Here is a 19179-nt window from a genome sequence, read left to right on the forward strand (position 1 = left end):
GTCAGGCTCCGCCCACGGGAAGGACCACGGTGAAGGTGCTGCCCCGACCGGGTTCGCTGGTCAGCTCCAGCGTCCCGCCGAGCAGCGTGACCAGCCGGCGGGCGTACGGCAGGCCGAGGCCGGTGCCGCCGACCCGGGTCGTGCCGGGCACCTGGTAGAACTCCTCGAAGATCCGCTCGTGCAGTTCCGGCGGGATGCCCACGCCGGTGTCGGTGACCGACAGCGACCAGAGGTCGCCCCGGCGCTCCGCCCGCAGCCGCACCTGACCCCGCTCGGTGAACTTGAGGCCGTTGTGCAGCAGGTTGCGCAGCACCTGGGCGAGCAGCACCTCGTCCGAGCGGACCGTCGCCGGGGCCGGCGGCTCCTCCACCACCAGTTCGACCTCCGGCCGGGTCGCCAGCGCCCGCAGCGTGCCGCGGAGCTGCCCGAAGATCCCGCGCAGGTCCACCTCGGCCCAGTTCGGCTCCAGCCGGCCCGACTCGGCCTTGGCCAGGTCGAGCAGCTCGTTGACCAGGCCGAGCAGATCGGCAGCGGACGACCGGATCAGCCCCACCTGCCGGGCCTGCTCGGCGGTGAGCGGGTCGGAGGCGGAGTCGGCGAGCAGGCGGGACAGCCCGATGATCGCGGTGACCGGGGCGCGCAGCTCGTGGCTCACGTTGGCCAGGAACCGGCTCTTCGACTCACTCGCGGCGCGGAGCTGGGCGGACTTCTCGTCCAGCTCGGCGTAGAGCGCCACCACGCCGCGGTTGGTCTCCTCCAGCTCCTCGGTGAGCTGGTTGTAGAGCGCCATCACGCCCTGGTTGGTCTCCTGGAGCTCGGAGTTGAGCACCTCCAGCTCGTCGCGCTGGCTGCGCACCTCGTCGAGGGCCGAGATGAGCTGCGCGTTCTGCGCGGCCAACTCGTCCAGCGCGGTGCCCGGAGCGCTGCTGGTCAGCTCGTTGCGGAGCTGGGCGAGGCGCTCCGGCGTGAGCGGCTGCGCCTGGGCCGGGACTCGTCGGGACATCCTCACGACCGTATCGCCCCCGTCGGTCACCACGCCCAGCATGTCCACCAGACGCGCCACCGCACCGGACTGCGGCTGGTAGCGGCCGTCGGGCAGCGGGCGGACCGGGGCCAGGTCGACCCGGAGCACCGACTGGCCGGCGAGCACGTCCCGGTCCAGCACGAAGGTGACGTCCGCGCCGTCGACGGTGCGCAGCAGGTCCCGGGCCACCTCACTGAGCGCGGTCGCCAGGCGTACCTGGTCCTGGTGCTCCAGCCCCACCGCGGCGGCCACCTCCCGGCCGCGCTGCCGGACCAGGAAGATGTCCTGCTCCACCCGGAGCGCCATCTGCAGCAGCGGGTCCGGGACGGCCGGGCGGGTCATGACTCGGCCCGAGCGACCAGGACGCAGGCGTCGTCGCGGCGGATCCCTGCGTCGCGGAGCAGGGTGGCGGCGGTCAGCAGCGGTGCGTGGCCGGTCAGGCCGGGGTAGTCGGCCAGGTCCCAGCGGTCCACCACACCGTCGCTGTGCATCACCAGGGTCGCGCCGGACGGGAACGGGTAGTCGTACTCCCGCACCGAGGGGCGCTGGTGTCCGGCGATGCCGGGCAGCGAGACGAGACCCCGCCGCCGCTCGCCCGCCACCACGATCATGGCTGCGATGTTGCCCAGCCCGGCGTACCGGAGCAAGCCCGACACGAGGTCCGGTTCGGCCACCGCCAACGCGGCGCCACGGGTGTGCGACATGGCCCGGTGCAGGTGCTGCACCACGGTGCCCGGCGGCCCGGCCGGCGCGGCCCGGAACGCGGCCAGCGCGGCCCCGGTGGCGGCGGCGGCCAGCGGACCGTGTCCCAGGCCGTCGCAGACCAGCACCTGCCGCCGGCCGTCGACCACCCGCACCGCGTACCCGTCGCCGCTGACCTGCTCGCCGGTGATCGGCCGGGCCAGCGCGCCGGCCCAGTCCGGCTCGGGGACCGGACCGTCCCAGAGCTGGACGGCGAGCACCGTGCCCCGGCCGGGCAGGGAGTAGCCGTCGAATCGGCTCGCCTGCCGGACGATCGCGCCGAGGCCGATGCCGAGGGTGCCGGTGGTGGAGTGCCCGTCCGCCGAGGAGAGCGCGAGGTCGGCCATGCCGGGGCCGGAGTCGATCGTCACCAGCTCCACGCCGGCCCGCCCGCCCCGGCGTACCGGCCGGAGCAGCAGGGTGCCCTCCCGGGCGTGCTTGACCAGATTGCTGGTGATCTCTGCAGCGACGATGGCCAGGTCGGCGACCCGCTGCTCGCCGAGTTCCAGCTGCCGGCCGAGCCGCTCGGCGGCCCGCCGCACGCCGCTCGCCGTGGCGCCGCTCTCCACCCGGAACCAGAGACCGTGGTCGGTGACCACGTCGGCGTTCATCGGGACCACTTGGTGACGGTGATCCGGGTGCCCTCACCCACGGCGGTCCAGATGTCGAAGTCGTCGACCAGCCGCCGGGCGCCGCTGAGCCCCAGGCCCAGCCCGCCGCCGGTGGTGAAGCCGTCGGTGAAGGCCTGGTCGAGGTCGGGGATGCCCGGCCCCCCGTCGGCGAAGACGATGCGGACCCCGCGCCGGCGGCCGTCCTCGACGGTGACCACCTCGGCGGTGCCCCCGCCGCCGTAGATCAGCGTGTTGCGGGCCAGCTCGCTGGCGGCGGTGACCAGCTTGGTCTGGTCGACCAGCGAGAGCTTGACCGCGACGGCGGTGGTACGCACCAGCTGCCGCACCCGGACCACGTCCTCGTCGCTACGGATCGCCTGGGTCGCCGGCACCCCCAGGTCGACGCCGGCGGTCATGACGTGGCCGTCGTCTCGGCGTCCTCGTCGACGTCCGCCTCGTCCCACTCGTCGCTCCGGCTCGCCGCGATCAGCTCCATGCCGCGCTCGACGTTCAGCGCGGTACGGATGCCGTTGAGCGACAGCCCCAGCTCGACCAGGGTGATGGCGACGGCGGGACGCATCCCGACCACCACCGTCTCGGCGTCCAGCACCTTGGAGATGGACGCGATGGTGGAGAGCATCCGGCCGACGAAGGAGTCGACGATGTCCAGCGCCGTGATGTCGATGATCACGCCGTGGCAGCCGGTGGCGACGATCCGCTCGGCCAGGTCCTCCTGGAGCTGGATCGCCGTCTGGTCGGACATGTCGACCTGGATGGAGACCAGCAGGATGTCGCCGATCTTGAGGATCGGCACCCGCTCCATCAGGACTCCCGGCGGGCGCGGCGGGAGGTCGTCTCGACGCCGGTCAGGCGCAGCACGTGGCGCAGCGCGTCGGCCAGGCTCGCCTTGGTGGCGATGTCGCCGAACTCGATGCCGAGGGCGACGATCGTCTGCGCGATCTGCGGCCGGATGCCGGAGATGATGCAGTCGGCGCCCATCAGCCGGGCGGCCACCACGGTCTTGAGGATGTGCTGGGCGACCTGGGTGTCCACCGCCGGCACGCCGGTGATGTCGATGATCGCGTACGGCGAGCCGGTGTCGACCAGGGTCTGGAGCAGCCGCTCCATCACCACCTGGGCACGGGCCGAGTCGAGGGTGCCGACCAGCGGGACGGCGACCACGCCCTCCCACAGCTTCACCACCGGCGTGGAGAGCTCCAGCAGCTGCTCCGCCTGGTCGGCGATCAGGCCCTCGCGGGTGCGTACGAAGCTCTCGAAGGTGAACAGCCCCATCTGGTCGATCAGGGCGGAATAGGCGACGAAGTCGCGGAGGGTGCCCGCGTCCCGGCCCTCCTCCATCAGCTCCAGCAGCGCGTCCTTCAGCGCGAACACGCTGATCGCGGTCTCGGTGGCGCTGAAGCCCTGCCGGGCCCGGCTGGTGGAAAGCTCGGCCAGCACGGCCCGCAGCTCGCCGCCGTGCTGGTCGGCCAGGTCGGCGAGACCCTGCCGCGCGGCGTCGACCATGCTGCGGTGCAGCTCCCGCGCCTGCCGGGACAGTTCCGCCTGGCTGAGCCGGCCGCGCAGCGAACCGGCCACGATCTCCGTCCAGCGCTCGGTCAGCCGGTCGGCGTGCTCGGTCAGCAGGCCGGCGAGCCGTCCGCTCTGTTCGGCGCTCAACGCCATTGTGACCTCCCTGAACTCTGGACGGGCGGACTCTATCACCGGAGCTTGCGGCGCTAGTTGCCGCAGAGCAAAGGAATGATCGACGGCACCCTTCTCGGCTCCCGTTCTGCGCGCTGCCGGCATCGTGGGATACCGTTCCACCGAACACAGGAGGTCGACGAATGTCCCTGACGGTGCACACGGAACAACGCGGCGACGTGGTCGTCGTGTCGGTCGCGGGCGAACTGGACATGGCGACGGCACCGCAGCTCCAGGACCAGATCACGGACCTGCTGGACAAGGGGCGCAACCGTCTCGTGTTCGACCTGGCCGAGGTGTCGTTCTGCGACTCCACCGGGCTGTCGGTGTTCGTACGCGCCAAGAACAGCTGCGACGAGGCCGGTGGCGTGGTCCGGCTGGCCGCCCCGCAGCGTGGCGTGCTCCGCATCCTCGAGGTCAGCGGCCTGGTCGAGGTGCTGCACACCTACCCGACGGTGGAGCAGGCCGTGGCGGGCGACCCCACACCGGCCTCCTCCTGACCGTTCCCCCTCAGCGCTCGTCCTCGATGTGCCGGGGACGGGCGATCACCATGCCCGCCGTCGTCTGCACGACGAGCGCCACCAGCAGGAAGCCGATCGGCGCGGTCCAGCCCCCGGTCGCCTCGTAGAGGATGCCGACCAGCAGCGGGCCGAGCGCGGCGATCACATAGCCGGTGCTCTGCGCGAAGGCGGAGAGCGCCACCGTCCCCTCGGCGGTCCGGGCGCGGAGCCCGATCGTGGTCAGGATCAGCGGGAACGCGCCCTGGCCGAGGGCCAGCAGCAGCACCCAGAGCGGCGCGAGGCCGTGCGGCGCGAGCGCCAGGCCGACGTACGCGGCCGTGGAGAAGGCGGTCAGCGACAGCACCAGCGGGCGCAGCGTGGGCAGCCGGCCGGCCAGGGTTGGCATCATGAGCGCCACCGGCACACCGAGCGCGGTCACCCCGGCGAGCAGCAGGCCGGCCGCCTCGGGCGCGTAGCCGGCGTCCCGGAAGAGCTGGGCCAGCCAGCCCATGATCGCGTACCCGCTGAGCGACTGCGCCCCGAAGTAGACCGCCATGGCCCAGCCGAGCCGGGTGCGGGCCGGGCGTACCCGCGCCGCTGCGGCCGCGGCCACCGCGGGGGCCGGCGTCCGGCGCGCGGCCCGGGCCCGCAGCGCCAGCGGCACCCACGGGAGTACGGCCAGCGCGGCCAGCCCGGCCCAGACGCCGAGCCCGGCGCGCCAGGAGCCGAAGGCGTGGGCCACCGGCACCGCCGAGGCGGCGGCCACCGTCGTGCCCACGGTCAGCGCCATCGTGTACGCCCCGGTGACCAGCCCGGTGCGGTGCGGGAAGTGCTGCTTGACCAGCATCGGCAGCAGGATGTTCGCGACCGCGATGCCGGCCAGCGCGAGCGCGCTGGTGAGCACGAAGACCGCCGCCGAGTCGGTGACCACGCGGAGCACCTGCCCGACGGTCAGCGCCAGCATGGCCACCACCAGCACCCGGGCGGCTGCCCAGCGGCGGACCAGCCACGGGGTGAGCGCGCCGAGCCCGGCGAAGGCGATGGTGGGCAGCGTGGTGACCAGGCCGGCCATCGCGCCGGAGAGGCCCAGCCCGTCGCGGATCTCGTCGAGCAGGGCACCCAGGCTGGTCACCGCGGCGCGCAGGTTGAGCGCGACCAGCAGCATGCCGACCAGGACCAGCAGGCCGCCGCGGGCCGGGGTGACCCGCGGCGCGGGGGCGGCGACCGGGGCCGGCCCGGGCGGCACGTCGGTGGTGGGCGCGTCGGTGACGGGAGCCGCGGTGGACGTGGGTGGCGGGGTCATGACCTCGAACCTACAATCATGGGATGAATTTCGGCAGGAGTTGTAACCGGTGACACCCGCCGTCGATTCCGTCGCCGTGCCGCCGCGCGGCCACCGGGTGCGCCAGACCATCGAGCAGCTCCGGGCCCGGATCCTCGGCGGCGAGTGGCCGGTGGGCGCGAAGATCCCCACCGAGCCGCAACTCGTCGCCGCGCTGGGCGTGGGGCGGAACACGGTCCGGGAAGCGGTCCGCGCGCTGGTGCACGCCGGGGTGCTGGAGTGCCGGCAGGGCTCCGGGACGTACGTGGTGTCGACCGACGAGCTGGCCCCCGTGGTGGCCCGCCGGCTCACCGACGACCGGATGGCCGAGGTGATCGAGGTCCGGCGCGCCTTCGAGGTGGAGGCGGCCCGGCTCGCCGCGCTGCGGCGTACCCCCGAGGACCTGGCGGCGCTCGACGGCGCGCTCGCCACCCGGGAGGCCGCCTGGCGCTCCGGCCGGGTCGAGGAGTTCGTCGAGGCGGACGCCGCGCTGCACACCGCCGTGGTGGCCGCCGCGCACAACGCCATGCTGGCCGAGCTCTACGCCTCGGTCGGCGCCGCGCTGCGCAGCACCGTCGCCCAGGCCATGGGCGAGGCCCTGGAGCCCGAGCGGTACGTGGACCACGGCCGACTGGTCGAGGCCATCCGGGACGGCGACCCGGCGCGGGCGGCGATCGAGGCCGGTGCTTTTCTCGAACCCCCCTCCGGGGCATAGGTTGTCCCGGACGGAGATTCGGACAGCACGGGAGAGCGGATGCTCAAGGGCTTCAAAGACTTCATCATGCGCGGCAACGTCGTCGACCTGGCGGTCGGTGTCGTCATCGGCGCCGCCTTCACGGGCGTGGTCACCCAGCTCACCAAGTCGTTCCTGGACCCGCTGATCCGGGTCTTCGTGCTGCTGATCACGGGCAGCGACAAGGGCCTGGCCGGCACGGCGCCGACGTTCCGCGGCATCGCGTTCGACTGGGTGGCCTTCGTCAACGCGGTGATCACCTTCCTGCTCACCGCGGCGGCGCTCTACTTCCTGGTCGTCTTCCCGATGAACCGGCTCGCCGAGCGGCGCCGGCGCGGCGAGGAGCCGCCGCCGAAGGCCCCCAGCGAGGAGATCAAGCTGCTCACCGAGATCCGGGACGCGCTGCTCGCCGGCAACCACGCCACGCCGGCCCAGCGCGGCGCGCTGGACGACGTGCTCGGCCGCCGGCAGGAGCCGCCGGCCGTGCGCTGACGCCATAGCCGATCGGCCCCCGTGGGAATCCCGCGGGGGCCGACGTGCGTCGAACACATGTTCGATAGAGTCCGGGCATGGAGCAGCGCAGGCACTGGTGGAACGGGAAATGGGGGCGACTGGCCCGGCGGGACGTCTTCCTCCGGGTCGACGGCGACCGCTGGCACGTCGAGCAGCGCGCCGGCGGCGCCGAGGGGGTCTCCCAGTTCTACGAGTACGCCAGCGTCGAGGAGGCCGAGGAGACGGTCCGGGCGCTGCTGGAGGGGCCGGACACCTGGCGCGAGCTGTCCCCCCGCCCGCCGAGCGGCTGGGCCCCGCCCGTTTAGCGCCCGCGCGCCTCGGGAACCGCGCCTGTATGAGCCAGCAGCAGGACAGCGTCTCCCGGGTCACCACCGGCATGCGGGTGGTCGACTCCACCGGCGTCGAGGTGGGCACCGTGGATCTCGTCCAGCGCGGCGACCCCACCGCCGTGACCGTGCAGGCGCCCGCCCCGGTGGACCCGGGCAGCAGCCTGGACGAGCTGATCGAGTCGGCGGCCGCCGAGGAGCCCGACGTCCCCGCCGACCTGGCCGCCCGACTGCTGCGCGAGGGCTACCTCAAGGTCTCCACCGAACTGGCGCGCACCGGCGCGGTCTACGTGCTGGCCGACCGGATCGCCGCGGTCACCGACGACGGCGTACGCCTCACCGTCCCCGCCGCCGCCCTCCCCCCGGAGGAGTGACTCCCCGCCCACGGTGGGCGGCCGGGCGCTCCGGCGGATGGCCGAGGAGAACGTCACCGGCGTCCGCCTCCGCATCATGGAGATCGGCGTAGCGGCGGAAGGCGTCGCCTGATCAGCCCGCCCGGGCGGGGGCGGCCGGTTCCGGCTCCGGCTCGGCCACCGGCGGTGGTGTGGTGGCGCGACGGCGGCGGAACAGCAGCAGCATCAGCCAGCCGGCGACCAGCCCCCAGAACGCGCCGCCCACACCGAGCAGGCTCACCCCGGAGGCGGTGACCACGAGGGTGACGACCGCGGCCTCCCGGGCGTCCGGCTCGGCCACCGCCGCCGCGACCGCGCCGGCCAGCGCGCCGAGCAGCGCGAGCCCGGCCACCGCCTCGACGAGGACCGGCGGGGAGAGCAGCACCAGGGCGGTCGCCGCGCCGGCCCCCAGGCCGAGCAGCGCCAGGCCGATCCCGGCGGTGACCGAGGCGATCCAACGCCGCTCCGGGTCGGGGTGGGCGTCCGGGCCGGCGGCCAGCGCGGCGGTGATCGCGGCCAGGTTCACCGCGTGCCCGCCGGCGGGCGCGCCGAGCGCGGTGGCGAGCCCGGTCACCCGCAGCGCGGAGCCCAGCGGGGCGCGGTAGCCGTAGCCGGCGAGCACGGCCGTGCCCGGCACGTTCTGCGCGGCCATGGTGACCAGGAACAGCGGCAGCGCCAGCCCGACGATGGCGGGCAGGGTCCAGGCCGGTGCGGTCAGCGCCACGGTCGGGGTGGCGTCGATCCGGGTCGGCCCGTGCGTGGTCAGCGCGATCGCCACCACGGCCACGGCGAGCGCGCCGGGCACCGCCCAGCGGCGGGCGAACCGGTGCAGCAGCAGCCAGGCGAGCACCACCGGCCCGGCCAGCCGGGGCACCTCGACCAGGGCCCGTACGGGCGCGGTGCAGAGCGGCAGCAGCACCCCGGCGAGCATGGCGCTGGCGATCGGTGCGGGGATCGCGGCGACCGCCCGGCCGAGCGCGGGAACGAGCCCGGCCGCGACGATCAGCAGGCCGGTGAGCAGGAACGCGCCGACCGCTGCGGGCCAGCCGCCGGGCACCGGCCCGGTGGCGACCAGCAACGCGGCGCCCGGGGTGGACCAGGCGATGGCGAGCGGCAGGCGGTGCCGCAGGCCGAGCCAGACCGCGCAGCAGCCGCTGGCCACGCAGAGGGCGAGCAGCCCGGAGGCGGCCTGCGCCTGGTCCGCGCCGACCGCGCGGAGCCCGGCGAGCACCACCGTGAACGAGCTGGCGAAGCCGACCAGGGCGGTCACCACGCCGGCCAGGACGGGTTGCAGTCGACCGGCCATGCTCTCCCCCTCGCTCGCCGTTCCGTTTACGGAACGCGCCGATGTAGCACGATAGCCCCATGGCAGCTGCCCCACCAGCCGGTGACCGGACCGCGGAAGCCGTCGGCCGGCGGATCCGCGCCCTCCGCGAGGAGCGGGGGATGTCCCTGTCCACGCTCGCCCGGCTGGCCGGCGTCGGGAAGGCCACCCTCTCCGGACTGGAGAACGGCACCCGCAACCCCACCCTGGAGACCCTGTACGCGATCACCGCCCAGCTCGGCGTGCCGCTGACCGCCGTGCTCTCCGGGCCGGCGGAGACGCCGACCGTGCGCGGCACCGCCGTGGGGGCCACCCTGCTGGAGGTCTTCAGCGACACCGACGCCACCTACGAGCTGTACCGGATGCGGGTCAGCCCCGGCCCCGCGCAGCTCTCCCCCGCGCACCAGGCCGGTGTCACGGAACACGTCACCGTCTTCTCCGGCGTGCTCCGCGCCGGCCCGGTGGACGCCCCGCTGACCGCCGGCCCGGGCGAATACCTGCGGTGGGTCTCCGACGTGCCGCACAGCTACGCCGCCGTCGGCGACGAGGTGGTCCGGGCGAGCCTGCTCCTGCGCTATCCCCGAGTGACCACAGTGGATGCGTGATACATACCCCGTGTGCAAGCCGGCGACATTTCTTTCAGCAGACCCAGCAGTGCGTAGAGACGCGGGGCGGGTGTTCTTGGCAAGCTTGTCCCCATGACGCTCATCCTCCGCTCGGCCATCCTGAACGACGTCGGCCTCGTCCGGACCAACAACGAGGACTCCGCCCTCGCCGGCGACCGCCTGGTGGCGGTGGCCGACGGCATGGGTGGCCTCCCCGCCGGCGAGGTGGCCAGCGAGATCGTCATCCGCATCCTGGACGAGCTGACCCCGCCGACCGCCCCGGACGAGGCCGCCGACGCGCTGCGCGCCGTGGTGAGCACCGCGAACCAGCGCATCCGCGCGGCCATCACGGTCGACCCGGCGCGCGACGGGATGGGCACCACGCTGACCGCCGGCCTGCTCGCCGGCGACACCCTGGTCCTCGCCCAGGTCGGCGACTCCCGCTGCTACCTGCTGCGGGACAACGAACTGAGCCAGCTCACCCGGGACGACACCTTCGTGCAGGCGCTGGTCGACCAGGGTGCGCTCTCCCCCGACCAGGCCCGCCACCACCCGCAGCGCTCGCTGGTCACCCGGGCGGTGCAGGGCTCGGACGCGCCACCGGCCGTCGGGGTGCTCACGGTGTTCGCCGGCGACCGGCTGCTGCTGTGCAGCGACGGCCTCTCCGACTACGTGGAGGACACCGCCATCGCCTCGGCGCTGGCCACCTACGGCGACCGGCAGCAGTGCGGCGAGCAACTGGTGAAGCTCGCCCACCAGGCCGGCGCGCCGGACAACGTCACCGTGGTCGTCTCCGACGTCACCGAGGCCTGAGCCCGCCCGATTCCGGTTGCGCCCGCCGGTGGGCCGGGTTGGGATGAACGGATGCGCATTCGCCGGTTGGCCGCCGAGGAACGCCTGACCACCAGCTTCCCGCTCCAGGCGTACGCCTTCGAGACGTCGCCGATGGCGGCTTCGCGGACGGCGGAGTTCCGCGAGTACCTGCCGTACAACGCGGGCAACCGGACGCTGGTGGTCGAGGAGGACGGGGTCACCACGGCCGCCGTGTCCGCGGTCCCGATGCGGCAGAACCTGCGCGGCGCCGTGCTGCCGATGGCCGGCGTCGCCGGGGTGGCCACCCACCCGCTGGCCCGCCGGCGCGGGCACGTGCGCGCGCTGCTGGACCGGCTCCTCGACGAGATGCGGGACGAGGGGCACCAGCTGACCGCGCTCTACCCGTTCCGCGCCTCGTTCTACGAGCGCTTCGGCTACGTGGGGCTGCCCCGCCGGCGTACCGCGGTCTTCGCCCCCGCGGACCTGGCGCCGCTGCTCCGCGCCGAACTGCCGGGCGAGGTGGCCTGGGAGCGGATCGGCGCCGGCTACGACCGGTGGCGGGCGTACACCGAACGCTGCCTGCGCGAGCGGCACGGGTTCGCCATCTTCCCCGACTTCCGGGCGGTCGGGCTGCGCGACCGGGACGACCGCTGGCTGCTCACCGCCGTCCGGGACGGCGCAACGGTCGGCGCGGTCACCTACCGGATCGACGACCACGGCGGCGCGCTGCTCGCCGACGACCTGCTGGCCGACGACCCGTACGCCCGGGCGTCGCTGCTCCAGTTCTTCGCCCGCCACGTCGACCAGGTGGAGCGGATCAGCGTCGAGCTGCCCGCCGAGGAGCTGCCCGAGCTGTGGCTCACCGACCTCGCCGTGCACGTCGAGGCACGGGTGGCCCGGCCCGGCTCGCCCGCTCCGATGGCCCGGCTGCTCACCCTGGACGCGCTCGCCGACCAGCCGGTCGGCACCGGCCGGGTCACCGTCGAGCTCGTCGGCGACCGCTGGCTGGCCGGCACCCACCTGCTCGACGGCACCACCGGCACGTTGGAGGTGCTCCCCGGGGACGCCGCCGCCGCGGGCACCGTGCCGGTCGCGCGGCTCACCGCCGCCGGGCTCTCCGCCCTGGCGTACGGGGTGCTCGACCCGGCCGAGGTGGCCGTGCGCGGGCTCGGTGAGGTGCCGGTGGACGCGGCCGCCGAGCTGCGCCGGATCTTCCCCCGGGCGCTGCCCTACCTGTTCGCCGACTTCTGAGCCCGTTTCCGATCTCGGGCCGGGGGTAGGGTCCTGCGCGTGCCGGAGTGGTTGCAAGCGGGATTCTGGGGACTGCTGGCCGGGTCGGCCCTGCTGATCGGGGCGCTCGTCGGGTTCTTCGCGCGGGTGCCGCGCCGGGTGATCGCCTCGGTCATGGCGTTCGGCGCGGGGGTGCTGCTCTCCGCGGTCTCGTTCGAGCTGATCGCCGAGGCGCACGAGCAGGGTGGGCTGATGCCGGTGGTGATCGGCGCGACGTTCGGCGCGCTCGCGTACACCGGGGCGAACATCCTGCTGGCCAGGCGCGGGGCGCGGCACCGCAAGCGATCGGGGGACGAGCAGCCCTCCGAACAGGAACAGCCCGGCTCGGGTTCGGCCATCGCGGTGGGCGCGCTGCTGGACGGCGTACCGGAGTCGGTGGTGATCGGCGCGAGCCTGCTGGCCGGCGGCCCGGTCAGCCTGGTCACGGTGCTCGCGGTCTTCCTCAGCAACGTGCCGGAGGGGCTGTCCAGCGCGGCCGGCATGCGCCAGGCGGGCCGCACCCGGCGCTACGTCTTCCTCCTCTGGACGGCCATCGCACTGGTCTCCGGCGTGGCGGCGCTGGCCGGCTACACGCTGCTCGGCGGCGCCCCGCCCGCGGTGCTGGCCACCATCACCGCGCTCGCGGCCGGCGCGATCCTCGCGATGATCACCGACACCATGGTCCCGGAGGCGTTCGAGGACGCCCACCTGCTGGTCGGCCTGATCACCGTGCTCGGCTTCCTGGTCGCGTTCGCGCTGTCCCACGCCTGACCGGGCTCGCCGGGCTGCCGCGGCCGGCGGGTGGCTTAGCCCCGGGTTAAGGATTTCCCGCCGAGTCGTGCCGGGGCGACCCGCGCTCCTAGCATCGTCCGGTGCGCGTGAAGTCCGCTGTCGCCCTCCTCGTCCTCGGTGTCGTCACCACGACCCTGCCCGCCTGCGGAGGTGACCAGCCGGCCGGCTCGCCCGCGCCGGTCGCGGCCACCGGCACCGCCGCCGGCCCGACACCGCCCCCGACCGGCGACCCGAGCGCCCGCGCCGGCCTCGGCAGCGCCAAGCCCAGCGCCGCCCCGTCGACGGCTGCCTTCCGGGCCGGCAACCCGGACGGGCACGCCGCCGTGCCGGCCGAGGCGCGGGCGGTGGACACCTCGCGCCCGACCCGAACCATCGGCACCGGCACCCCGGCGAGCTGCACCTCCGAGGCGGTGGTGAAGGCCGTGACGGCCGGCGGGATCATCACGTTCGACTGCGGCCCGGCCCCGGTGACCATCCGGATGAAGGCGACCGCGAAGGTGGTCAACTCACACGGCCCGCGGATCGTGCTGGACGGCGGCGGCAAGGTCACCCTGAGCGGCGGCGGCCAGCGGCGGATCCTCTACCAGAACACCTGCGACCATGCCCAGGGCTGGACCACCGCGCACTGCCAGAACCAGGACCATCCGCAGCTCACCGTGCAGAACCTGACCTTCGCCGACGGCAACTCCACGGGCGACCGGACCGAGGGTGGCGGGGGCGGCGCGATCTTCGTACGCGGCGGCCGGCTCAAGGTGGTCAACACGCGCTTCGTGAACAACCGCTGCGACGGGACCGGCCAGGACCTGGGCGGCGCCGCGCTGCGGGTGCTGAGCCAGTACGAGAACAAGCCGGTCTACGTGGTGAACAGCAGCTTCACCGGCGGCATCTGCGCGAACGGGGCGGCGACCAGCAGCATCGGCGTCTCCTGGACCGTGCTGAACAGCGTCTTCCGCGACAACCGGGCGGTCGGCAGCGGCGCGAACCCGGCCCGGTCCGGCACCCCCGGCGGCGGCAGCGGCGGCGCGATCTACTGCGACGGCAACGAGTTCACCGTCCGCGTCGCCGGCACCATCATCGAGAACAACACGGCCAACGAGGGCGGCGGCGCCATCTTCTTCGTCAGCAACAACCGCACCGGCACCCTGAAGATCGAGACCTCGACCCTCCGCCGCAACCCCAGCAAGGGCTTCGAGACAAAGGGCTACCCCGGCATCTTCTTCCTGGGCGCCCACCCACCCACAGTGACCGGCTCCCGCCTAACGCGCTGACAGCTCCCGCCTCACGCGCTGACAGCGCCTCGCGGCGTTGATCAAGAGGTTTGCGTCGGAGTCGATCTCCTCCGAGACGCAAACTTCTTGATCAACGGGGTGGTGCGTCAGTAGGGGTTGGGGTGGCCTGGGAGGCGGGCCTTCAGGAGGGCGGTGGGGCGGCCGGGGAGCAGCGGGTCCGGCGACATCGGCGGGGAGGTGGTGCCGGTGCGGCTCGACATGCCCTCGAACAGTTCCTTCAGGGCCGTGACGCTGTCGATCCTGGGCGTCCAACCCAGTTCCGTCTCGGCGCGCTCGCTCGACATGAGCGGGGCGTTCAGCGCCAGGTCGACCCAGCCGGTGTCGACCGGTTGCAGCCGTGCCCGCCAGGTCAGCGCCGCCGCCGCGCGCAGCACCGGAGTGGCCACCGGCACCGTCCAGCCGTGAAAGTGTCGGGCCACCAGCTCCGGAGTCAGCACCGGGTCCGCCGCAACGTTGAAGGCGCCGCGGGCGTCACCCAGCACCGCCCGGGCGTACGCGTCGGCCACGTCGTCGGCGTGCACCGCCTGCATGCGCAGCCGCCGGTTCGTCGGCACCAGCGGGATCCGGCCGTACCGCAGCAGCCGGACCGGCGCCAGCGGACCGAGGAAGTAGCGCCGGATCTCCGTGCCGGCGTCCCGCTGGAAGGTCAGCCCCGGGCGCAACCGCACCACCCGCAGCTCCGGGCGCTCCCGCTGCACGCCGTCCAGCAGCGCCTCCACCTCGGCCTTGTCCCGGCTGTACGACGACGTCTCCACCCCGGTCGCCGGCCAGTTCTCGCTCACCGGACGGTCCTTCGGGCCCGGCGCGTAGGTGCCGACCGACGAGGCGTACACGAGGGCGGGCACGCCGGCCCGGACGGCGGCCTCGATCACCGCGCGGCTGCCGCCGACGTTGGTCCGGTGCAGCGTGCGCTGGTCGTGGCTGGGCTGGATCTGCCAGGCCAGGTGCACCACGGCCCGCGCCCCCGCGAAGGCCGCCGCCAGCTTCTCGACCGCGGCCGCCGCCCCCACGTCGCAGGAGTGCCACTCCACCCCGTCGTACGGCTCACCGGCGTCCGGCCCCGGCAGCCGGCGGGCCACCCCGACCAGCTCCGCCCCCGACTCCCGCCGCAGCCGGCGCAGCAACGCCGTCCCCACGTTGCCGGTCGCCCCCACGATCACGATGCGCATACCGGTGCCGTACCCACTGAAGCGGACAGCAACCGCTCACGGACGGGGGTTCGTACGCGCCCAGCCCTTCTGCCCTTCGCGGCGGCCCGACGTGGCGGCCAGGCAGCGCGGGCAGACGTAGCCCTCCGGATCGGCCTCGGTGAGCACGTCGGTGTCCGAGTAGTCGAACGGCACGTGCGGGAAACGGCGCAGCCGGGTACGGCTCAGCTGGAGCCCGCAGACCGTCTGGTTCTGGCCCGGCAACCAGGCGTGCACCTCGCCACCGGGCCGGCGTACGCCGTCGTCCCCGGCCACCTCGCTGGACGCCGCCACGGCGGCGGTACTGCTGACCTTCATACGCGTCCCGGTTCCCCACCGGGACGCCGTCATGCCCGGTGGGCCTGGGCGCGGTGTTGGTCCCGGCGGCTCGGACCACGCCAGGTCGAACCGGTCGCGAGTCTGAAGATCGACAGGTGGCGGAAGCCGGAAGCCCCGCGCGGGCGGGTTCCGGTAGCCTGGGCGGACGGGCCGCTAGCTCAATGGCAGAGCTGTGGACTTTTAATCCATAGGTTCAGGGTTCGAGTCCCTGGCGGCCCACTCCTCCGCAGGTCAGCGGCCCTTACGGGGCCGCTGCCGCCATGATCGAGACCGGTACAGCAGCGAAGTTCAGCAGTAGCCGCTTCACCGGAGTACCGGCATTTCATGGAGGAGGCACCGGAGGCGTTTGACTTCCTGGACGAGGACGACTGATCCGAGCGCCGCCGCCCAGATGTCGCCAGCAAGGGTGACAGCAACAGGCGCGGACGGAGCGACCCAGTGAGGACCGACGCCGGACGGTGGTCCGATGCCAGTGACGCCGACGAACCCCGCCGGACCGAGCGCCCAGAACTTGTAAGCGAGGCGTCACCCTGGCCGTGAGGAGCGGGATGCGAGGTCGTCGCGTTCGTCGGGGGTCATCTCCTGGTACGCGGTCCAGAAGGTCTGGAAGGGTGCTGCCAGCTCGGCACCGTAGGTCGTGCTGATGGCTGCCTGGCGCAGGGTGAGTTGACCGTCCTGGACTGCGGTGGCCATCTCGCGGAGCAGCGGGTTGTTGCTGCGGGCGAGCTGGTCCAGGACCCGGCGCAGGGCTTGATTCCGTTTCTGGTCGCCGCCGGTGATGTCGTCCGGGTCGTCCATGACCTTCACGCCTTTGCCCCAGCGAGGGGGTGGTCGTAGCGACCGCCGTCGGGGAGGGAGGGCAGGGCGACGGTGTCGAGGTCGCTGAGTTCGCGGGTGAGGGCGGCCCGGAAGATGAGGACGGCGGCACCGATCTGTTGGCAGAGCTTGGTCGCTTCGCCCCAGAGCCGGAACATGTTGGCGACTTCGGCGGCGGCGACGCCGTAGCCGACGAGCGCGCCGACGCCGGTTTCGGAGGTGACGGTGCCGGCGGCAGCGGCGATGCCGGCGATGATGGCGGCGTCGATGAGGCTTTTGACGACTCCGCCGAGGGCTTCGCCGGCGGACCAGACGGCGTCGGCCATCTCGCGGTATGCCTTGCTGATGGCGGACATGGGGGTGTGGAGGTCGGCGGTGGCGTTGGCGGTGGTGGTGAAGTAGCGGAAGGCTCCGTCGCCGGCGATGCCGTGCCAGAGGGGGCGCAGGGTGGTGGTGCCGGACTGGACGTTGTAGGCCAGGTCGTGCAGGGCGCCGCCGATGTTGTCGGCGACGGGCGCCATGTTGGCCAGGGCTTCCCAGTCCCCGGAGACCTGGCTTTGGATCCTGCCGATGGGGTCGAAGCCGAAGACGTGGTTGAAGACCTCGTTGAGCCAGTTCGCGGGGCTGATGTAGTCCATCCAGCCCAGCGGGTTCGCGGGCTTGTCCGGGTCGCCCGGGGTGTCGAGGTGGCCGCGGACGTCTCGGACGTCGACGAAGTTCGCCGGAGTGCAGGGGTTGTTCGCCAGTTCCAGTTCCAGGGCGGTGATGCAGCGGTCGACCGCCGGCGGGAGGGTGCGGTCGAGGCGGTCGGCGTTGGCCAGGTCGGTCTTGCGGTAGTAGCCGGCGGCGGCCCGCAGTTCGGGGGCGGAGTTCTCCAGGAGGCAGGCGAGCCGGTTCAGGGTGCCGTTGATGACCTCGACCGCGTGTTCGTGCGCCGCCTTGGCGATCTGAATCTGTTCGCCTCCGGTCGCGACCTCGGCGTGGCGGTTGATGTAGGCGCGGATCTCCCACACGTCGGCGGCGGCGCGGTCGACCTGGCGGGCGAAGCCGACCAGCGCTTCCGGCTCGACCGACAGTGTCATTTGTGCGCCCTAGTCCGTGAGGAACATGCCGGTCACGCCCACCACGGCCAGGACGACGGCGACGGCGAGCACGTAGAGCCGCGGGCGCGGCTCCCGGACGAAGTAGGTGGCCAGGCCGAACGCGCCGCTGAGGATCGACACGGCGTACCACGGGAAGCTCGCCGATGTGGCCTGGCCGATGAACAGCATCCAGGTGGCGACGACTGCGACGAAGATGGTGGCGTAGGCGATCGTCTGCCGCAGGTTCCGGTAGGCGGTGTGCTGCAACCGGCCGACCGACGCCCGGTAGTCCTCAACCGCCGCAGCCCGTTCCTCGTCGCTGACCTGCCGCCGCCTGTTGCGGCTTCCAGAGCTCCGGCCCCCACTCATGCCGCAGAAGATACCAACGGCGGTCACACTGCCGCTGCCCTCAGTAACGTCGGCAGATCATCTGGACCGCGAGCAGTTGCGACCGATGCAGCGGGCAGGCGAGGCGGCACCAGCTGCCGCGCAAGAGCCCGTCTGACCCCGGATCGCAGGTCGCCGAGAGCCGTGTCAGGAAGCCGCCACTGACCTGCGTCGATGCGGAGATCGACCGTAGGTTGCGTGGGCATGAGACTCAAACTCGCCCTTGCCGTCGCGACCGCGGCGCTGGCGTCCGTCATCGTCCTTCCAGCCGCCGCCCATGCCGCACCGGACAGCCTGGCCTGCGCTGCGGCGGGCAGCTACAGCCGCGTCGTCGACGGCACACCGACGACCTTCTGGCTGGTCGGCTCCGTGAGCACCTATCGGTACTGGCACGTCGTCGACGCCATCTCCGACAACTACCGTCGCAGCTACGTCGTGCGATGCAGCGGCGAAACGATCGTCACCGCCACGGATCTGGCCGTGACCGCCACCGGCGGCGATCGCTGCGGCAGCACCTCAACCACCCTGTACCAGTACGTCGGCGCGCGGACCGGCCTCGAGCCGAATCCGGGCTGGCCGGGGTTCTACCTGGAGTACGAGTACCACTACTGGCATGTCAAGCGCTGGGTATGGTCCGGATCTTTCGGGTACTGGACCTACGACCACTCAGAACTCGCCCGCTGCCTGATCTGAGGCGGGCTGACACGGGGACCTGCGGCAGGCTGCACCTTGCAGGAAGAGTGTCGTCATGACTCAGGCAGGTGCCGCAGCGTGACGGTCACCGGCACATCGAGTCGACCAACTCCTCGAAGCCGGGGAACTCTTCCCGCGCCGCGGTGATGACCTCACTCGCCGAACTGCGATGCGACGGCGCCCAGCGTTGGGCGATCTCGGTGAGGCGGGCATCCGTGCGGGGCTCGTGGTCGTGGTCGGGGTATACCGTCGCCTCCCAGGGACCGAAGCCGTCGGCGAGAAGCCACAGATAGGCCCACAGGTTCTGCGCCACGACACCCGTTTCACCCTCCGAACCGAGGAACACCACCGGCTGCTGCTCGATCGGTTCACCGTGACGCACCAGCCAGAATGCGGCGAGGCCACCCGTGCCGTCCTGCCCGAAGACTCGGAATTCGGATCCCTCAAGCTCCGCGTTTCCCGTCCAGGCCCGCCACCACTCGGTGGTCTCACCGGCGTCAAGGAAGTCGGGGTACGGCTCGAAGTCGACGCCCGCCCCGTCCCGGTAGTCGAAGCCGCCCTCATGAGCTTCGGACAGTGGGGCCGGCAGGGCACGAGGATCGTCCACGGCAGCACCCTAGCGAGGGGGACCGACGCGACCGGCCTGGCGCCGACAGCGGTTCGCGTCACCCGCCCTTCAGGACGTCGGCAGACGGTCCGGCTGGCGTGTCAGCCGTCGTGT

Annotated in this window: 24 protein-coding genes and 1 tRNA gene; 12 read left to right on the plus strand and 13 right to left on the minus strand. The window is 73.0% G+C overall.

The genetic code is table 11. The features are described 5' to 3' along the window. Position 1: 1 nt before the first annotated feature. From IEY96_RS03830 to IEY96_RS03850, 5 genes are read right to left on the minus strand one after another with little or no spacing between them, the layout of a single operon-like run. Complete coding sequence (locus IEY96_RS03830) at positions 2-1366, minus strand: ATP-binding protein (protein ID WP_229791363.1); 1365 nt, start codon at positions 1364-1366, stop codon at positions 2-4. Next, a complete protein-coding gene (locus IEY96_RS03835) occupies positions 1363-2376 on the minus strand; it encodes an ATP-binding SpoIIE family protein phosphatase (protein ID WP_189193612.1) in 1014 nt (337 codons plus the stop codon). Before IEY96_RS03835 ends, IEY96_RS03830 begins: the two co-directional genes overlap by 4 nt. Beyond that, positions 2373-2792, minus strand: a complete 420-nt coding sequence (locus tag IEY96_RS03840) for an ATP-binding protein (protein ID WP_189193376.1) — start codon at positions 2790-2792, stop codon at positions 2373-2375. The genes IEY96_RS03835 and IEY96_RS03840 overlap by 4 nt, the downstream gene beginning before the upstream one ends. Next, the gene (locus IEY96_RS03845; RefSeq protein ID WP_189193377.1) at positions 2789-3199 is read right to left on the minus strand and encodes an STAS domain-containing protein; all 411 of its coding nucleotides are present in this window, start codon (positions 3197-3199) and stop codon (positions 2789-2791) included. Before IEY96_RS03845 ends, IEY96_RS03840 begins: the two co-directional genes overlap by 4 nt. After that, entirely contained in the window at positions 3199-4059 is an 861-nt protein-coding gene (locus IEY96_RS03850; RefSeq protein ID WP_189193378.1) for an STAS domain-containing protein, read from the minus strand. Before IEY96_RS03850 ends, IEY96_RS03845 begins: the two co-directional genes overlap by 1 nt. A gap of 161 nt (positions 4060-4220) precedes the next feature. Between IEY96_RS03850 and IEY96_RS03855 the strand changes: the two genes are divergently transcribed. After that, a complete protein-coding gene (locus IEY96_RS03855; RefSeq protein WP_091315546.1) occupies positions 4221-4577 on the plus strand; it encodes an STAS domain-containing protein in 357 nt (118 codons plus the stop codon). A gap of 10 nt (positions 4578-4587) precedes the next feature. On the opposite strand, the gene IEY96_RS03860 is transcribed toward IEY96_RS03855, so the two are convergent. After that, complete coding sequence (locus IEY96_RS03860) at positions 4588-5880, minus strand: MFS transporter (RefSeq protein ID WP_189193379.1); 1293 nt, start codon at positions 5878-5880, stop codon at positions 4588-4590. Positions 5881-5929: 49 nt separating this feature from the next. On the opposite strand from IEY96_RS03860, the gene IEY96_RS03865 reads away from it, so the two are divergent. The 4 genes from IEY96_RS03865 to IEY96_RS03880 all read left to right on the plus strand — a co-directional run bounded on the left by IEY96_RS03865 (position 5930) and on the right by IEY96_RS03880 (position 7844). Next, on the plus strand, positions 5930-6613 hold the full coding sequence (locus IEY96_RS03865) for a FadR/GntR family transcriptional regulator (RefSeq protein WP_189193380.1): 684 nt from the start codon (positions 5930-5932) through the stop codon (positions 6611-6613). 39 nt (positions 6614-6652) lie between these two features. Beyond that, positions 6653-7123: a large conductance mechanosensitive channel protein MscL gene (mscL, locus tag IEY96_RS03870; RefSeq protein WP_189193381.1), complete on the plus strand. Its 471-nt coding sequence runs from the start codon at positions 6653-6655 to the stop codon at positions 7121-7123. Between the two features lie 77 nt (positions 7124-7200). Beyond that, positions 7201-7449 (plus strand): hypothetical protein, encoded by a 249-nt coding sequence (locus tag IEY96_RS03875; RefSeq protein WP_091315558.1) that lies wholly within the window; start codon positions 7201-7203, stop codon positions 7447-7449. A 29-nt stretch (positions 7450-7478) separates the two neighbouring features. Further along, positions 7479-7844 (plus strand): hypothetical protein, encoded by a 366-nt coding sequence (locus tag IEY96_RS03880; protein WP_189193382.1) that lies wholly within the window; start codon positions 7479-7481, stop codon positions 7842-7844. A 112-nt stretch (positions 7845-7956) separates the two neighbouring features. On the opposite strand, the gene IEY96_RS03885 is transcribed toward IEY96_RS03880, so the two are convergent. Then, positions 7957-9168 (minus strand): benzoate/H(+) symporter BenE family transporter, encoded by a 1212-nt coding sequence (locus IEY96_RS03885; protein ID WP_189193383.1) that lies wholly within the window; start codon positions 9166-9168, stop codon positions 7957-7959. 59 nt (positions 9169-9227) lie between these two features. Between IEY96_RS03885 and IEY96_RS03890 the strand changes: the two genes are divergently transcribed. The 5 genes from IEY96_RS03890 to IEY96_RS03910 all read left to right on the plus strand — a co-directional run bounded on the left by IEY96_RS03890 (position 9228) and on the right by IEY96_RS03910 (position 13933). Next, on the plus strand, positions 9228-9791 hold the full coding sequence (locus IEY96_RS03890) for a helix-turn-helix domain-containing protein (RefSeq protein ID WP_189193384.1): 564 nt from the start codon (positions 9228-9230) through the stop codon (positions 9789-9791). A gap of 93 nt (positions 9792-9884) precedes the next feature. After that, positions 9885-10604 carry a PP2C family protein-serine/threonine phosphatase gene (locus tag IEY96_RS03895; protein WP_189193385.1) on the plus strand — a complete coding sequence of 240 codons (720 nt, stop codon included), beginning with the start codon at positions 9885-9887 and terminating at the stop codon, positions 10602-10604. A 51-nt stretch (positions 10605-10655) separates the two neighbouring features. Continuing rightward, entirely contained in the window at positions 10656-11855 is a 1200-nt protein-coding gene (locus tag IEY96_RS03900) for a GNAT family N-acetyltransferase (RefSeq protein ID WP_189193386.1), read from the plus strand. A 39-nt stretch (positions 11856-11894) separates the two neighbouring features. Continuing rightward, the gene (locus tag IEY96_RS03905) at positions 11895-12644 is read left to right on the plus strand and encodes a ZIP family metal transporter (protein ID WP_189193387.1); all 750 of its coding nucleotides are present in this window, start codon (positions 11895-11897) and stop codon (positions 12642-12644) included. Between the two features lie 101 nt (positions 12645-12745). Further along, entirely contained in the window at positions 12746-13933 is a 1188-nt protein-coding gene (locus tag IEY96_RS03910; RefSeq protein WP_189193388.1) for a hypothetical protein, read from the plus strand. 107 nt (positions 13934-14040) lie between these two features. On the opposite strand, the gene IEY96_RS03915 is transcribed toward IEY96_RS03910, so the two are convergent. Further along, complete coding sequence (locus IEY96_RS03915) at positions 14041-15123, minus strand: NAD-dependent epimerase/dehydratase family protein (protein WP_189193389.1); 1083 nt, start codon at positions 15121-15123, stop codon at positions 14041-14043. A gap of 36 nt (positions 15124-15159) precedes the next feature. Further along, positions 15160-15459 (minus strand): hypothetical protein, encoded by a 300-nt coding sequence (locus IEY96_RS03920; protein WP_189193390.1) that lies wholly within the window; start codon positions 15457-15459, stop codon positions 15160-15162. A 168-nt stretch (positions 15460-15627) separates the two neighbouring features. On the opposite strand from IEY96_RS03920, the gene IEY96_RS03925 reads away from it, so the two are divergent. Then, positions 15628-15699, plus strand: a tRNA-Lys gene (locus IEY96_RS03925). Positions 15700-16005: 306 nt separating this feature from the next. On the opposite strand, the gene IEY96_RS03930 is transcribed toward IEY96_RS03925, so the two are convergent. The 3 genes from IEY96_RS03930 to IEY96_RS03940 are packed head-to-tail and all read right to left on the minus strand — an operon-like array spanning position 16006 to position 17747. Then, complete coding sequence (locus IEY96_RS03930) at positions 16006-16278, minus strand: hypothetical protein (RefSeq protein WP_189193391.1); 273 nt, start codon at positions 16276-16278, stop codon at positions 16006-16008. A gap of 5 nt (positions 16279-16283) precedes the next feature. Continuing rightward, positions 16284-17378: a WXG100 family type VII secretion target gene (locus tag IEY96_RS33100; protein ID WP_268247136.1), complete on the minus strand. Its 1095-nt coding sequence runs from the start codon at positions 17376-17378 to the stop codon at positions 16284-16286. A gap of 9 nt (positions 17379-17387) precedes the next feature. After that, on the minus strand, positions 17388-17747 hold the full coding sequence (locus tag IEY96_RS03940; RefSeq protein ID WP_189193392.1) for a hypothetical protein: 360 nt from the start codon (positions 17745-17747) through the stop codon (positions 17388-17390). Between the two features lie 222 nt (positions 17748-17969). Here IEY96_RS03940 and IEY96_RS03945 point away from each other — a divergent pair, with 222 nt between their 5' ends. Beyond that, complete coding sequence (locus IEY96_RS03945; protein ID WP_189193393.1) at positions 17970-18458, plus strand: hypothetical protein; 489 nt, start codon at positions 17970-17972, stop codon at positions 18456-18458. Positions 18459-18543: 85 nt separating this feature from the next. Here the strand turns inward: IEY96_RS03945 and IEY96_RS03950 are convergent, their stop codons facing one another. After that, a complete protein-coding gene (locus IEY96_RS03950) occupies positions 18544-19065 on the minus strand; it encodes an SMI1/KNR4 family protein (protein ID WP_189193394.1) in 522 nt (173 codons plus the stop codon). Positions 19066-19179 lie beyond the last annotated feature (114 nt).

The sequence above is a fragment of the Micromonospora fulviviridis genome (assembly GCF_014648395.1).
Lineage (GTDB): Bacteria > Actinomycetota > Actinomycetes > Mycobacteriales > Micromonosporaceae > Micromonospora > Micromonospora fulviviridis.